Genomic DNA, 13,548 nt, shown 5'->3' on the forward strand with positions numbered 1-13,548 from the left:
GGGAGCTTGCTCCCGCTCGGCTGCGCAGCAGTCGTAAAACTGGCCTGCAGGGTTCACCTGCTGCACTGCGGTATCCGGTTTCAGGGCGGCTGCGCCCCAAGCGGGAGCAAGCTCCCTCGCCACGGGAAATTTTCCAGGCTCACTATTGCTTGCGATACCCCTTCGACCAATCAGTAAAGCCTTGTCCTCCAGCGCCAAACACGCCGATCGGATATAAGCCCGTCAAACCACCTCCCGCTCGTCCCCCTGCCGTCGTCGATCCTCCCTCGGACACCGGGCAAACCGAGCCCGGTAGCTGCGGGTGAAGTACGACGGTGACTCAAAGCCGCAGGCAATGCTCACTTCCAGCACACTCATGTCGGTCTGGCGCAGCAGTTGCCGGGCCTTTTCCAGGCGCAGGCGCAGGTAGAAGCCGCTGGGGGTGTCGTTCAGGTGCAGGCGGAACAGGCGTTCGAGCTGCCGGCGGGTGACATTGATCGATTCGGCCAGCGCCAAGGTCGTCAGGGGTGGCTCGCTGTGGGCTTCCATCTCGCCAATCACATGCACCAGTTTCTTGTTGCGAATGCCATAGCGGTTGGCGATTTCCATGCGCTGGTGATCTTTGCGCGGACGAATGCGACCGAGCACGAATTGTTCGCTGACCTGGATCGCCAATTCCGAACCGTGGGCCTGGCCGATGAGGTCGAGCATCAGGTCGATGGATGCGGTGCCGCCGGCGCAGGTAATGCGGCGGCGGTCGATCTCGAAGAGTTCCTGGGTCACGCTGAGCTGTGGATAGGATTCCTTGAACGCCTCGATCGCTTCCCAATGCAAGGTGACGCGATGCCCGTCCAGTAATTCCGCATCCGCGAGGACGACGCTGCCGGTATCGATCCCGCCCAGGATAACGCCGTCATTGTCCAGTCGGTGCAGCCAGCGCTCCAACACCGGAGTGACGAATTTCAACGGCTCGAACCCAGCCACCACCCATAACGTCGCGCCTTTTTTCAGCGGCTCCAGCGCCGCATCGGCGTTGACCGACATGCCGTTGCTCGCCAACACCGCCCCGCCATCGGCGCTCAACACATGCCAGCGATACAGCTCGCCACGGAAGCGATTGGCGACCCGTAGCGGCTCGATGGCCGAAATGAAACCGATGGCCGAGAAACCCGGCATCAACAAGAAATAGAAATCCTGGGACATGGAACGCACTCGGTTGGCGGGCAGCGTGCGGACTTTGATACGCCAGTTGGAAGGGGTGTTCAAGTGCAAGAGTCGCTGTAGTGCAAGACCACGTCGCCGCTGTGCGTTTTGAACAAGCCACGGCTGCGTACTTTGGCATCACCGGCGCGCAGATGCCGGAACCCATAACAACAAGCTGCCGAGGAACCCGACATGAAAAGACTGATCAGCTCCTGCGTTCTTGCACTCACCGGTACCGCTTTCCTGACCTCGGCTACCCAGGCGGCCGAACCCGCCGCCTGCCGGGACGTGCGCCTGGGCGTGGTCAACTGGACCGACGTCATCGCCACCAGCGCCCTGACCCAAGTGATGCTCGACGGCCTCGGCTACAAGACCAAACAGACCAGCGCGTCCCAGCAAATCATCTTCGCCGGCATTCGCGACCAGCGCCTGGATTTGTTCCTGGGCTATTGGAACCCGTTGATGACCCAGACCATCACGCCGTTCGTCGAGGCCAAGCAGGTCAAGGTGCTGGAGCAGCCCAGCCTCCAGGACGCCCGCGCCACCCTGGCGGTACCGACGTACCTGGCCGACAAGGGCCTGAAGACCTTCGCCGACATCGCCAAGTTCGAGAAGGAGCTGGGCGGCAAGATCTATGGCATCGAGCCCGGCTCCGGCGCCAACACCCAGATCAAGGCGATGATCGCCAAGAACCAGTTCGGCCTGGGCAAGTTCCAGTTGGTGGAGTCCAGCGAGGCCGGCATGCTCGCCGCCGTGGACCGCGCCGTGCGGCGCAAGGAAGCCGTGGTGTTCTTCGGCTGGGCGCCGCACCCGATGAACGTCAACGTGCAGATGACCTACCTCACGGGCAGCGAAGACGCCCTCGGCCCGAACGAAGGCATGGCCACTGTCTGGACCGTCACCGCGCCGAACTACGCCGAGCAGTGCCCGAACGTCAGTCGCCTGCTGAGCAACCTGACCTTCACCGCCGAAGACGAGAGCCGGATGATGCAGCCGCTGCTCGATCACAAGGATCCACTCGAATCGGCCCGGCAGTGGCTCAAGGATCATCCGCAGGACAAGCAGCGCTGGCTCGAAGGCGTGACCACCTTCGACGGCAAGCCCGCCGCCGACAACCTGAAACTCACCAGCAACTGACCCAACGCTATCCATCTGCGCAGCATCAATCGGCTGCGCGGTGACCCACCACGCCTGAAGGAATCCGCACCATGAACCACGACGTCATCATCACCTGCGCACTTACCGGTGCTGGCGACACGACCGCCAAGAGCCCCCACGTGCCGGTCACCCCGAAACAGATCGCGGCGGCTGCCGTCGAGGCGGCAAAGGCCGGGGCCACGGTGGTCCACTGCCACGTCCGCGACCCGCAGACCGGCAAGTTCAGCCGCGACGTGGCGTTGTACCGCGAAGTGATGGAGCGCATCCGTGAGGCGGACGTGGACATCATCGTCAACCTCACCGCCGGCATGGGCGGCGACCTGGAAATCGGTGGTGGCGAAAACCCAATGGAGTTTGGCCCCAACACCGACCTTGTGGGGCCGCTGACCCGCCTGGCCCACGTCGAAGAATTGCTGCCGGAAATCTGCACGTTGGATTGCGGCACCCTGAACTTCGGCGACGGCGACACCATTTACGTCTCCACCCCGGCGCAATTGCGCGCCGGGGCCAAGCGCATCACTGAGTTGGGCGTGAAGGCCGAGCTGGAAATCTTCGACACCGGGCACCTGTGGTTCGCCAAGCAGTTGATCAAGGAAGGCCTGCTGGACAACCCGCTGTTCCAACTCTGCCTGGGTATCCCATGGGGCGCACCGGCCGACACCACCACCATGAAAGCCATGGTCGACAACCTGCCCGCGGACGCGGTGTGGGCCGGCTTCGGCATCGGTCGCATGCAAATGCCGATGGCGGCCCAGGCGGTGCTGCTGGGGGGCAACGTCCGGGTCGGGCTGGAAGACAACCTCTGGCTGGACAAAGGCGTGCTCGCCACCAACGGCCAACTGGTGGAGCGCGCCGGCGAAATCCTCAGCCGCCTTGGCGCCCGCGTGCTCACCCCAGCTGAAGGTCGCAAGAAAATGGGCCTGGTCCAGCGCGGCTGAGCCGAATCTCCACCGTCCCCCTGTGGGAGCGAGCTTGCTCGCGATAACGATAGTCCGGCCTTCAAAGATGCGTCAGATGCGTCAGATGCGCCGTCGCCATCGCGAGCAAGCTCGCTCCCACAGGTGATCTTCACTCTTTTCAGGAAACCACCATGCGCTTCATCACCGACATCAAGACCTTCGCCGCCCTGGGCAGCGGCGTCATCGGCAGCGGCTGGGTCAGCCGCGCCCTCGCCCATGGCCTCGACGTGGTCGCCTGGGACCCTGCGCCCGGCGCGGAAGCCGCGCTGCGCAAACGCGTCGCCAATGCCTGGGGCGCCCTGGAGAAACAAGGCCTGGCCCCTGGCGCCTCCCAGGATCGGCTGCGCTTTGTCGCGACCATCGAAGAATGCGTGCGCGACGCCGATTTCATCCAGGAAAGCGCCCCCGAGCGCCTGGAGCTCAAACTCCAGCTACACAGCCAGATCAGCGCCGCCGCCAAGCCGAACGCATTGATCGGCTCGAGCACCTCGGGGCTGCTGCCGAGTGAATTCTATGAAAGCTCGACCCATCCGGAACGCTGCGTGGTCGGGCACCCGTTCAACCCGGTCTACCTGTTGCCACTGGTGGAAGTGGTTGGCGGCAAAAACACTGCGCCCGAAGCCGTTCAAGCAGCGATGCAAGTCTATGAGTCCCTCGGCATGCGGCCGCTGCACGTGCGCAAGGAAGTGCCTGGTTTCATCGCCGACCGTCTGCTCGAAGCGCTCTGGCGCGAGGCGCTGCACCTGGTCAATGACGGCGTGGCAACCACGGGTGAAATCGACGACGCCATCCGTTTTGGCGCCGGGTTGCGCTGGTCGTTCATGGGCACGTTCCTGACCTACACCCTGGCCGGCGGCGACGCAGGGATGCGCCATTTCATGGCCCAGTTCGGCCCGGCGCTGCAACTGCCCTGGACCTACCTGCCGGCACCGGAGCTGACCGAAAAACTGATCGACGACGTGGTGGACGGGACGAACGAGCAATTGGGGCAGCACAGCATTTCGGCGCTGGAGCGCTATCGTGATGATTGCCTGATGGCGGTGCTGGAGGCGGTGAAGACCACCAAGGAAAAGCATGGTATGGCCTTCGCCGAGTAAACCTTGGTTTTTTGGGCCAGCAAGTCTGGCCCCATCGCGAGCAAGCTCGCTCCCACATTGGTGCTGTGTCGTTCACGAAACCTGTGGGAGCGAGCTTGCTCGCGATAGCGGCCTCCCAGTCACCACAACTGTCGGAACCAGAGTCATGCCCACCCTCACCACCTACCAAACCCGAATTATCCCCGAATGGGTCGACTACAACGGCCATTTGCGCGACGCGTTCTACTTGCTGATCTTCAGCTATGCCACCGACGCGCTGATGGACCGCCTCGGCCTGGACAGCCAAAGTCGCGAAGCCAGCGGCCATTCCCTGTTCACCCTTGAGCTGCACCTGAACTACCTGCACGAAGTGAAGCTCGGCGCCGATGTCGAGGTGCACACGCACATCATTGGCCACGACGCCAAGCGCCTGCATCTCTATCACAGCCTGCACCTGGCGGGCGGCGACAAAGAGTTGGCCGGCAACGAGCAGATGCTGCTTCACGTCGATCTGGCTGGGCCACGCTCCGCGCCGTTCACCGAACAGACCCTGGGCACAATCAAAGCCCTGCTCGACAGCCAATCCGATTTGCCGACGCCGGCCTATATCGGTCGAGTCATCGCGCTGCCCCCCGCCCGATAAAATCCCGAGGAGATCGCCATGCACACCGCCGCCGCAATTGCCGACTTCCGCAGCTATCCTCTGGTCCACGCATTGACCGCTGCGACACCGTTGGCCGATCGGGTTCACGTCACTTGGGCCGATGGTCGCCTCAGCCCCTTTCATCTCCAGTGGCTGCGTGACAACTGCCCTTGTCAGCAATGCGTCTACAGCGTCACCCGTGAGCAAGTCCTGGAAATCGTCGATGTGCCCGAAGACTTGGCGCCCGGTGAAATCCGCGTCGATGATCAAGGGCGCCTGTGCGTGGCCTGGCAGGACGGCCACCAGAGCCAATTCGACCCGGGCTGGCTGCGCGCCCACGCCTATGACGAGCAATCCAGGGCCGAGCGCCTGGCGAGCAAGCCGCAACGACACCTCTGGCAGCACGACTTGCAACTGCCGGTGTTCGACTACCAGGCACTGATGGAGGACACCGGCGCGCTGCTGCAATGGCTGCTGGCGGTACGCGACATCGGCCTGACCCAGGTACGAGGCGTGCCCACCGAACCCGGCTCGCTGAAACAGATCGCCCAACGCATTTCCTTCATTCGCGAGAGCAATTTCGGTGTGCTGTTCAACGTGCAATCCAAGGCCGACGCCGACAGCAACGCCTACACCGCTTTCAACCTGCCATTGCACAGCGACCTGCCGACACGAGAGTTGCAGCCGGGCCTGCAATTCCTGCATTGCCTGGTGAATGACGCCGTGGGTGGCGAAAGTATTTTCGTCGACGGCTTCGCCATTGCCGAAGCGCTGCGCCAGGAAGATCCCGAAGCCTTCGACACGCTGTGCCAGATCCCGGTGGAGTTCCGCAACAAGGACCGCCACAGCGACTACCGCTGCCTGGCACCGATCATCGCGCTGGACACACTGGGACAGGTCTCGGAGATCCGCATGGCGAACTTCCTGCGCGGGCCGTTCGACACCTCGGTCGAGCAGATGCCCAGGCTCTATCGCGCCTACCGCCGCTTCATCGCGCTGACCCGCGAACCACGCTTTCGCCTGATGCAGCGGCTCGAACCCGGGCAACTGTGGTGCTTCGACAACCGCCGCACCCTCCACGCGCGCAACGCCTTCGACCCGGCGACCGGGGCGCGGCATTTCCAGGGGTGTTATGTGGATCGGGATGAGTTGTTGTCGCGGATTCTGGTGTTGCAAAGGTAAACCGCGTCATCGTTCATCGCGAGCAAGCTCGCTCCCACATTAGATTTTGTGAACGACACAGAACCCCTGTGGGAGCGAGCTTGCTCGCGATAGCGCCCTGTCAAACAACCCATCACGCCCTGATTTTCACAGGCAAAAAAAATCCCCGATCAAGCCGTGACAGGATCGGGGCAGGAGCGTTACTGGAGGAGCTGTTGCGCGAGGGTGACCAAACCATCGTGATTCAGCTTGGGGCCAGTGTGCCCAGTCCAGGACCCGGCGAGTTAGCCGAAAACGACGCGTTCATAGTCATTCATGACAGAACGACGATTTGCCCTTGCCGCCGCTTCGGGTGGCTACCAGAATCGAGACACGACCCCAATCCCTGAACAAGGAAAAGCGTCATGATGTACGCCGATTTGATCGACCAGGAAGACCTGTTGGGCCATCTCAAGGCCCTGGGGTTGCAGATTCCCAGCGGCTCGACGGCCGAGCAGGCCTGTGAGTGTGCCGTGCGCGGTTTGGATAGGGCTCGCGCCAATGAACTGCGGCGGATGGTCAAGGAGATGTATACCAGCAGCGCGACCATCCTTCCGGCCGTGCGCCAGGCGATCGACAAGCAACTGCTGCCAGCGTTGACGCAATACCAGCAGAACCATAGCGCCTGAGAAAACCAATCGCGAGCAAGCTCGCTCCCACAGGATTCGTGAACGACACAAAATCTGTGGGAGCGAGCTTGCTCGCGATGAAGGTGCTGAGGTCTTACAGCCTCACGCTGGCAAACGTCGACTCGTTGCGCGCCTGGCTCAGCGCCGACAGCGGGCCGGACAGCGGCGACAGCACCAGCGCCTGCGGCAGCGGCATCATTGCCACCTGTTGCGTGGTGTTGGAACCGACGCGCTCATCCCGTGGCGGAATGCCGAAGTACTCGCGGTAGCACTTGGAGAAGTGCGGGGTGGAGACGAAGCCGCACACCGAGGCCACTTCGATGATCGACATCGGTGTCTGCTTGAGCAGTTGTCGCGCCCGAATCAGTCGCAGCTTGAGGTAATAGCGCGACGGCGAGCAATGCAGGTACTTCTGGAACAGGCGCTCCAGCTGGCGCCGGGACACGGCGACGTACACCGCCAGTTCGTCCAGGTCGATCGGCTCTTCGAGGTTGGCCTCCATCAGCGCGACGATTTCCTGCAGCTTCGGCTGGTTGGTACCAAGCATGTGCTTGAGCGGCACGCGCTGATGGTCCTGCTCGTTGCGAATACGCTCGTAGACAAACATTTCGGAGATTGCCGCCGACAGCTCGCGACCGTGATCGCGACTGATCAGGTGCAGCATCATGTCCAGCGGCGCGGTGCCACCGGAGCTGGTGAAACGGTTGCGGTCGAGGGTGAACAGGCGCGTGCTCATCGACACCCGTGGAAAGGCTTCCTGCATCGCCGCCAGGCATTCCCAGTGCACGCTGCAATCGAAACCGTCCAGCAGGCCGGCGCAGGCCAGGGCCCAACTGCCGGTGCAGACCGCGCCAAGGCGACGGGACTGACGGGCCTGGCCTTGCAGCCATGAGACATGTTCGCGGGTAACCGTGCGTTGAATGCCGATGCCGCCGCAGACGATGACGGTGTCCAGGGACGGCGCCTTGTGCATGGAGGCGTCCGGCGTGATCTGCAAACCGTCACTGGCCCAGACCTGGCCGCCATCGACGGTCAGGGTAGTCCAGCGATACAGCTCGCGACCGGACAGTTGGTTGGCCATGCGTAGCGGTTCCACCGCGGACGCCAGGGAAATCAGCGTGAAATTGTCCAGCAGCAGAAAGCCGATGGATTGAGGCGCACGGTTCTGGGGTTGGGCCCCGGAGTTGGACGTCGTCATCGCGGTATCTCCTCACACAAAGCGGGTGATGGCCTCAGGCGGAGGCTCTTGTTATTGCCCACCGTTCTCTTGCGTGAGACGGGGCTTTATCGGGATAGAGCAATTGCCATGCCTAAATTTGAATACGCGTTCAATAACTCCTGAAAACGACATGCCGGCCTGTCTATATAAGGGGCCTGTCGAGGCTGGGTTATAAGTGCCATCAAGGGCCGCAGGCGCCTACCACAGCGGGCTGTGAGCAGATCGGTAGCACTTGTGGTAACTGGGCTGCGCCGTTTGCGCGATGGTTGTCACCGCAAGCGCGGGGACGGACGGTAGCGCGGCGTCCGAGGTCGTGACCGACAAGTCACGCCTTATCTGTTTGCGACGCGCTAAAAGGTGGCGCATTTGCGAGCGGGTGTTCATTTTACGAGCGGTTTTTACATTCATCGGTGGCGAGGAAGCTTGCTCCCGCTCGACCGCGAAGCGGTCGCAAATTCGGCTTGCGAACTATTCTTGGGAGATCATGACGTCGCCTCGGGGGCGCTTCGCGCCCCAGCGGGAGCAAGCTCCCTCGCCACAGAGTCCGGTGGAGATTTCGAATCAACACTCCACCGCACTGACCGCCAGCCCGCCCCGCGATGTCTCTTTATATTTGTCGTGCATGTCGGCGCCGGTATCGCGCATGGTGCGGATCACTCGGTCCAGGGAAATGAAATGCTGGCCGTCACCGCGCAAGGCCATTTGTGCTGCGTTGATGGCTTTCACCGCAGCGATCGCGTTGCGCTCGATGCACGGCACCTGGACCAGGCCGCCCACCGGATCGCAGGTCAGGCCGAGGTTGTGTTCCAGGCCGATTTCCGCCGCGTTGCACAGTTGCTCCGGCGAGGCCCCGAGGATTTCCGCCAGGCCCGCCGCCGCCATGGCGCAGGCCGAGCCGACCTCACCCTGGCAGCCCACTTCGGCGCCCGAGATCGAGGCGTTTTTCTTGCACAGGATCCCAACCGCCGCCGCGCCGAGGAAATAATCCACGACGTTGGCGTCGGTGACCGCCTCGCTGAACTTCATGAAGTAATGCAGCACCGCCGGAATGATTCCCGCCGCGCCATTGGTCGGCGCCGTGACCATGCGCCCACCGGCGGCGTTTTCCTCGTTGACTGCCAGGGCGAACAGGTTGACCCACTCCATGGCGCTCAGGGTCGAGCCGATCACGTTTGGTTTGTTCAATTCTTGCAGGCTGCGGTGCAATTTGGCCGCCCGCCGACGTACATTCAAGCCGCCCGGCAAGATGCCTTCATGCTTGAGGCCCTGCTCCACGCAGCTCTGCATGGCCCGCCAGAGTTTCATCAGGCCGCTGCGAATCTCCTCTTCCGACCGCCAGACCTTCTCGTTGGCCATCATCAGTTCAGCCACCCGCAAATTGTGCGTGCGGCACAACCCGAGCAGTTCTTCGGCGCTGGAAAAGTCGTAGGGCAACTCGGTGGTGTCCAGGTCCATCACGCCGCTGGAGGCCTGGGCCTGGTCGACGACGAATCCGCCGCCGACCGAATAGTAGGTGTCGCGGTGCAGCTCGCCGTTGTCGCCCTCGGCCACCAGCGTCATCGCGTTGGGGTGGAACGGCAGGTTTTCGTCGAGCAGGCGCATGTCCCGGGACCAGACGAAAGGCACCGGCAGGCGACCATCGAGCAACAGGGTCTCGGTCTCGCGCAGCAGCTCGATGCGCGTGCCGATCTGCGACGGGTCGATCGAGTCGGGCCATTCACCCATCAACCCCATGATCGTGGCGGTATCGCTGCCGTGGCCAATGCCGGTGGCCGACAACGAACCGAACAGCTGCACCTCGACCCGGCGCACCTCGTGCAGCAGCGACTTCGCGCGCAACGCTTCAAGAAACAGCGCCGCGGCGCGCATCGGCCCCACGGTGTGGGAACTGGATGGGCCGATACCAATCTTGAACAGGTCGAATACGCTGATTGCCATTGCCTTGAATCTCCAGAACGGTCACATCCGGGCGCAGGAGCGCCCGGTGGCGGAGCTGCTACGCTCAACGCCGGGATGGCCGCATCATCCGGCTTTTGAATGGGCTTTCGACGTCTGACACCGACGCAATCATGCCCACCAGCGCCGCGTCCTTGTCGCCCCGGTTTTACGACGTTTTTTTGCGTGTCAGAAGCCAGCCGAGGGCCGAAAAAATCTGTAAACGACGTCACCAACACTGGATGCGACCCTCCCTGTACTGGATACGACTCACCCTGTAGGCGTCGGATTTGCACTGGTACATGATCGGTTACGGCTCGTTTGCAAGGCCGCGTGTCACAAAGCGTGCTCACGCGCCACCAACCGCAACTTAAAAAAAGCAAAAAAGCGCGGTTGTCCCGACCGGACACTGCCAATAAAACACCAGGAGTCCACCCATGAAAGGTTCCAAGCCGTTGTTGTTGGCCGCCATGCTGAGTCTTCCAATGCTGGCCAACGCTGCAGAGCCCGCTCAATGCAGCACCGTCAACTTCTCCGATGTCGGCTGGACCGACATCACCGTAACCACCGCCACCACCAGCGTGGTGCTCGATGCCCTCGGCTACAAGACCAAGACCACGATGATTTCGGTGCCGGTGACCTACAAGTCCCTGGCCGATGGCAAGAACATGGACGTGTTCCTCGGCAACTGGATGCCGACCATGGAAAACGACATCAAGGCCTATCGCGAAGCCGGCACCGTGGAAACCGTGCGCACCAACCTCAAGGGTGCCAAATACACCCTCGCCGTTCCCCAGGCCCTGTATGACAAAGGCCTGCACGATTTCGCCGACATCCCTAAATTCAAGAAAGAGCTCGACGGCAAGATCTACGGGATCGAACCGGGCAACGACGGCAACCGCCTGATCCAGAGCATGATCGAGAAGAACGCCTTCGGTCTGAAGGACGCGGGCTTCAAGGTCGTCGAGTCCAGTGAGGCCGGCATGCTCTCCCAGGTCGATCGCGCCTCCAAGCGCGGGACCGACGTGGTGTTCCTCGGCTGGGCGCCGCATCCGATGAATACCCGCTTCAAAATCCAGTACCTGACCGGCGGCGACGACTTCTTCGGCCCCGACTTCGGTGCCGCTACCGTGGCGACCAACACCCGCAAAGGCTACAGCCAGGAATGCAGCAACGTTGGCCAGCTGTTGAAAAACCTGGAGTTCACCGTCGACATGGAAAGCACGCTGATGGGCAACGTGCTCGACGACAAGATGAAACCCGAGGCCGCCGCCAAGGCCTGGCTGAAGAAAAATCCACAGGTGCTCGATACCTGGCTCGCTGGCGTCACCACCATTGACGGTAAACCTGGCCTGGAGGCCGTGAAAGGCAAGCTCGGTCTGTAACTTGTTTATGCCGGGCGGGTTCGCTCGCCCGGGCTGTTTATTCCTTGCATGCGGACGTTCACTACCATGCTTATTGATCAGAAAATACCCTTGGGCCAGTACATCGCGGGCTTTGTCGAATGGTTGACGCAAAACGGCGCCAACACTTTCGACGCAATCGCGCTGTTCCTGGAAACGATGATTCACGGCGTGACGTTTGCGCTGACCTGGTTCAACCCCCTGGCCCTGATCGGCCTCATTGCGCTACTGGCGCACTTCATCCAGCGCAAATGGGGCCTGACCGTTTTCGTCATCGCGTCCTTCTTGCTGATCCTCAACCTGGGTTACTGGCAAGAGACCATGGAAACCCTCGCCCAGGTGCTGTTCGCGACCCTGGTCTGCGTGCTGATCGGCGTGCCGCTGGGCATTGTTGCCGCGCACAAGCCGATGTTCTACACCCTGATGCGTCCCGTACTCGATCTGATGCAGACCGTACCGACCTTCGTCTACCTCATTCCTACCCTGACTCTCTTCGGTCTGGGTGTGGTCCCAGGCTTGATCTCCACGGTGGTGTTCGCGATTGCCGCCCCCATCCGCCTGACCTACCTGGGCATCCGCGACGTTCCGGAAGAACTGATGGACGCCGGCAAAGCCTTCGGCTGCTCCCGTCGCCAACTGCTGTCGCGCATCGAACTGCCCCACGCAATGCCAAGCATCGCGGCCGGTATCACCCAGTGCATCATGCTGTCGTTGTCGATGGTGGTAATCGCGGCACTGGTGGGCGCCGACGGCCTGGGCAAACCTGTGGTCAACGCACTGAACACCGCTGATATCGCCCTGGGCTTCGAAGCCGGCCTGGCGATCGTATTGCTGGCGATCATGCTCGACCGAATCTGCAAACAACCCGACGCCAAAGTAGGGGGTGACGCATGAGCATAATCCGCTTCGAAGAGGTCGACGTGATCTTTGCCAAAGATCCACGCGAAGCCCTCAAGCTGCTCGACAAGGGCATGACCCGCAACGAAATCCTGAAGAAGACCGGGCAGATCGTCGGTGTGGAAAAGGCCAGCCTCGACATCGAAAAAGGCGAGATCTGTGTGCTGATGGGCCTGTCCGGTTCCGGCAAATCCAGCCTGCTGCGTTGCATCAACGGCTTGAACACGGTGAGTCGCGGCAAATTGTTCGTCGAGCACGAAGGCCGGCAGATCGACATCGCCTCCTGCACCCCCGCCGAACTGAAGATGATGCGCACCAAACGCATCGCCATGGTGTTCCAGAAATTCGCCCTGATGCCTTGGCTGACGGTGCGCGAGAACATCAGCTTCGGCCTGGAAATGCAGGGCCGACCGGAGAAGGAACGCAAGAAGCTGGTGGATGAGAAGCTTGAGCTGGTGGGCCTGACCCAGTGGCGCAACAAGAAGCCTGACGAATTGTCCGGCGGCATGCAGCAACGGGTCGGCCTGGCCCGCGCCCTGGCGATGGACGCCGATATCCTGTTGATGGACGAACCGTTCTCGGCCCTCGACCCGCTGATCCGCCAAGGTCTGCAGGACGAACTGCTGGAGCTGCAGCGCAAGCTGAGCAAGACCATCGTGTTCGTCAGCCACGACCTCGACGAAGCCCTGAAGCTGGGCAGCCGTATCGCGATCATGAAAGACGGCCGGATCATCCAGTACAGCAAGCCAGAAGAGATTGTGCTCAACCCGGCGGACGATTACGTGCGTACATTCGTCGCCCATACCAACCCGCTCAACGTGCTCTGCGGTCGCAGCCTGATGCGCACCCTGGACAACTGCAAGCGCATCAACGGTTCGGTATGCCTGGACCCGGGCGGTGACTCCTGGCTCGACCTGGCCGAAGGCAATACCATCAAGGGCGCCCGGCAGAACGGCGCCGCGCTGGACTTGCAGAACTGGGCGCCGGGCCAAGCCGTCGAAGGCCTGGGCCGCCGCCCGACACTGGTGGATTCGAACATCGGCATGCGCGATGCCTTGCAGATCCGCTACCAGACCGGCAACAAGCTGGTGCTGCATGACAACCAGAAAGTCGTCGGCATCCTCGGTGACAGCGAGCTGTACCACGCGCTGCTCGGCAAGAACCTGGGCTAAGCCCCACGCAGACAAAAACGCCGCGAGATGATCGCGGCGTTTTTGTCTGTGCAGAAACAAGAATTGGAATGCTCT

General features: G+C 62.0%; 12 protein-coding genes. 9 read left to right on the forward strand and 3 right to left on the reverse strand.

The window, feature by feature from the left end; genetic code table 11:
- Nucleotides 1–222 precede the first annotated feature (222 nt).
- Nucleotides 223–1,182 (reverse strand): GlxA family transcriptional regulator, encoded by a 960-nt coding sequence (locus JMN22_RS21300; protein WP_030139302.1) that lies wholly within the window; start codon nucleotides 1,180–1,182, stop codon nucleotides 223–225.
- 192 nt (nucleotides 1,183–1,374) lie between these two features.
- Between JMN22_RS21300 and JMN22_RS21305 the strand changes: the two genes are divergently transcribed.
- From JMN22_RS21305 to JMN22_RS21330, 6 genes are all read left to right on the forward strand, one after another.
- Nucleotides 1,375–2,319 (forward strand): choline ABC transporter substrate-binding protein, encoded by a 945-nt coding sequence (locus tag JMN22_RS21305; protein WP_198796842.1) that lies wholly within the window; start codon nucleotides 1,375–1,377, stop codon nucleotides 2,317–2,319.
- A 71-nt stretch (nucleotides 2,320–2,390) separates the two neighbouring features.
- Complete coding sequence (locus JMN22_RS21310; protein WP_030139300.1) at nucleotides 2,391–3,278, forward strand: 3-keto-5-aminohexanoate cleavage protein; 888 nt, start codon at nucleotides 2,391–2,393, stop codon at nucleotides 3,276–3,278.
- Nucleotides 3,279–3,430: 152 nt separating this feature from the next.
- A complete protein-coding gene (locus tag JMN22_RS21315; protein WP_198796843.1) occupies nucleotides 3,431–4,396 on the forward strand; it encodes an L-carnitine dehydrogenase in 966 nt (321 codons plus the stop codon).
- 145 nt (nucleotides 4,397–4,541) lie between these two features.
- The gene (locus JMN22_RS21320; protein WP_198796844.1) at nucleotides 4,542–5,018 is read left to right on the forward strand and encodes a thioesterase family protein; all 477 of its coding nucleotides are present in this window, start codon (nucleotides 4,542–4,544) and stop codon (nucleotides 5,016–5,018) included.
- Between the two features lie 18 nt (nucleotides 5,019–5,036).
- Nucleotides 5,037–6,200, forward strand: coding sequence for a gamma-butyrobetaine dioxygenase (locus JMN22_RS21325; RefSeq protein ID WP_198796845.1), 1,164 nt, complete (start codon nucleotides 5,037–5,039; stop codon nucleotides 6,198–6,200).
- Nucleotides 6,201–6,583: 383 nt separating this feature from the next.
- Nucleotides 6,584–6,847 carry a hypothetical protein gene (locus tag JMN22_RS21330; protein WP_030137829.1) on the forward strand — a complete coding sequence of 88 codons (264 nt, stop codon included), beginning with the start codon at nucleotides 6,584–6,586 and terminating at the stop codon, nucleotides 6,845–6,847.
- A gap of 94 nt (nucleotides 6,848–6,941) precedes the next feature.
- Here JMN22_RS21330 and JMN22_RS21335 read toward each other — a convergent pair whose 3' ends face one another.
- Nucleotides 6,942–8,045: a GlxA family transcriptional regulator gene (locus tag JMN22_RS21335; RefSeq protein ID WP_030137830.1), complete on the reverse strand. Its 1,104-nt coding sequence runs from the start codon at nucleotides 8,043–8,045 to the stop codon at nucleotides 6,942–6,944.
- 582 nt (nucleotides 8,046–8,627) lie between these two features.
- Nucleotides 8,628–10,004 (reverse strand): L-serine ammonia-lyase, encoded by a 1,377-nt coding sequence (locus JMN22_RS21340; RefSeq protein WP_030137831.1) that lies wholly within the window; start codon nucleotides 10,002–10,004, stop codon nucleotides 8,628–8,630.
- A 434-nt stretch (nucleotides 10,005–10,438) separates the two neighbouring features.
- Here JMN22_RS21340 and JMN22_RS21345 point away from each other — a divergent pair, with 434 nt between their 5' ends.
- From JMN22_RS21345 to choV, 3 genes are all read left to right on the forward strand, one after another.
- Nucleotides 10,439–11,386: a choline ABC transporter substrate-binding protein gene (locus tag JMN22_RS21345; protein ID WP_030137832.1), complete on the forward strand. Its 948-nt coding sequence runs from the start codon at nucleotides 10,439–10,441 to the stop codon at nucleotides 11,384–11,386.
- A gap of 66 nt (nucleotides 11,387–11,452) precedes the next feature.
- Nucleotides 11,453–12,298 carry a choline ABC transporter permease subunit gene (choW, locus tag JMN22_RS21350; RefSeq protein ID WP_030137833.1) on the forward strand — a complete coding sequence of 282 codons (846 nt, stop codon included), beginning with the start codon at nucleotides 11,453–11,455 and terminating at the stop codon, nucleotides 12,296–12,298.
- A complete protein-coding gene (gene choV, locus JMN22_RS21355; RefSeq protein WP_030137834.1) occupies nucleotides 12,295–13,473 on the forward strand; it encodes a choline ABC transporter ATP-binding protein in 1,179 nt (392 codons plus the stop codon). The genes choW and choV overlap by 4 nt, the downstream gene beginning before the upstream one ends.
- The last annotated feature ends 75 nt before the right edge of the window (nucleotides 13,474–13,548 follow it).

It is taken from the genome of Pseudomonas sp. HB05 (assembly GCF_016756915.1).
Taxonomy (GTDB): domain Bacteria; phylum Pseudomonadota; class Gammaproteobacteria; order Pseudomonadales; family Pseudomonadaceae; genus Aquipseudomonas; species Aquipseudomonas alvandae.

Excerpts from the sequence above, each read along its gene's own strand:
- JMN22_RS21300 (WP_030139302.1), bottom strand. The coding sequence starts at position 1,182 with ATGTCCCAGGATTTCTATTTCTTGTTGATGCCGGGTTTCTCGGCCATC.
- JMN22_RS21305 (WP_198796842.1), top strand. The coding sequence starts at position 1,375 with ATGAAAAGACTGATCAGCTCCTGCGTTCTTGCACTCACCGGTACCGCT.
- JMN22_RS21310 (WP_030139300.1), top strand. The coding sequence starts at position 2,391 with ATGAACCACGACGTCATCATCACCTGCGCACTTACCGGTGCTGGCGAC.
- JMN22_RS21315 (WP_198796843.1), top strand. The coding sequence starts at position 3,431 with ATGCGCTTCATCACCGACATCAAGACCTTCGCCGCCCTGGGCAGCGGC.
- JMN22_RS21320 (WP_198796844.1), top strand. The coding sequence starts at position 4,542 with ATGCCCACCCTCACCACCTACCAAACCCGAATTATCCCCGAATGGGTC.
- JMN22_RS21325 (WP_198796845.1), top strand. The coding sequence starts at position 5,037 with ATGCACACCGCCGCCGCAATTGCCGACTTCCGCAGCTATCCTCTGGTC.
- JMN22_RS21330 (WP_030137829.1), top strand. The coding sequence starts at position 6,584 with ATGATGTACGCCGATTTGATCGACCAGGAAGACCTGTTGGGCCATCTC.
- JMN22_RS21335 (WP_030137830.1), bottom strand. The coding sequence starts at position 8,045 with ATGACGACGTCCAACTCCGGGGCCCAACCCCAGAACCGTGCGCCTCAA.
- JMN22_RS21340 (WP_030137831.1), bottom strand. The coding sequence starts at position 10,004 with ATGGCAATCAGCGTATTCGACCTGTTCAAGATTGGTATCGGCCCATCC.
- JMN22_RS21345 (WP_030137832.1), top strand. The coding sequence starts at position 10,439 with ATGAAAGGTTCCAAGCCGTTGTTGTTGGCCGCCATGCTGAGTCTTCCA.
- choW (WP_030137833.1), top strand. The coding sequence starts at position 11,453 with ATGCTTATTGATCAGAAAATACCCTTGGGCCAGTACATCGCGGGCTTT.
- choV (WP_030137834.1), top strand. The coding sequence starts at position 12,295 with ATGAGCATAATCCGCTTCGAAGAGGTCGACGTGATCTTTGCCAAAGAT.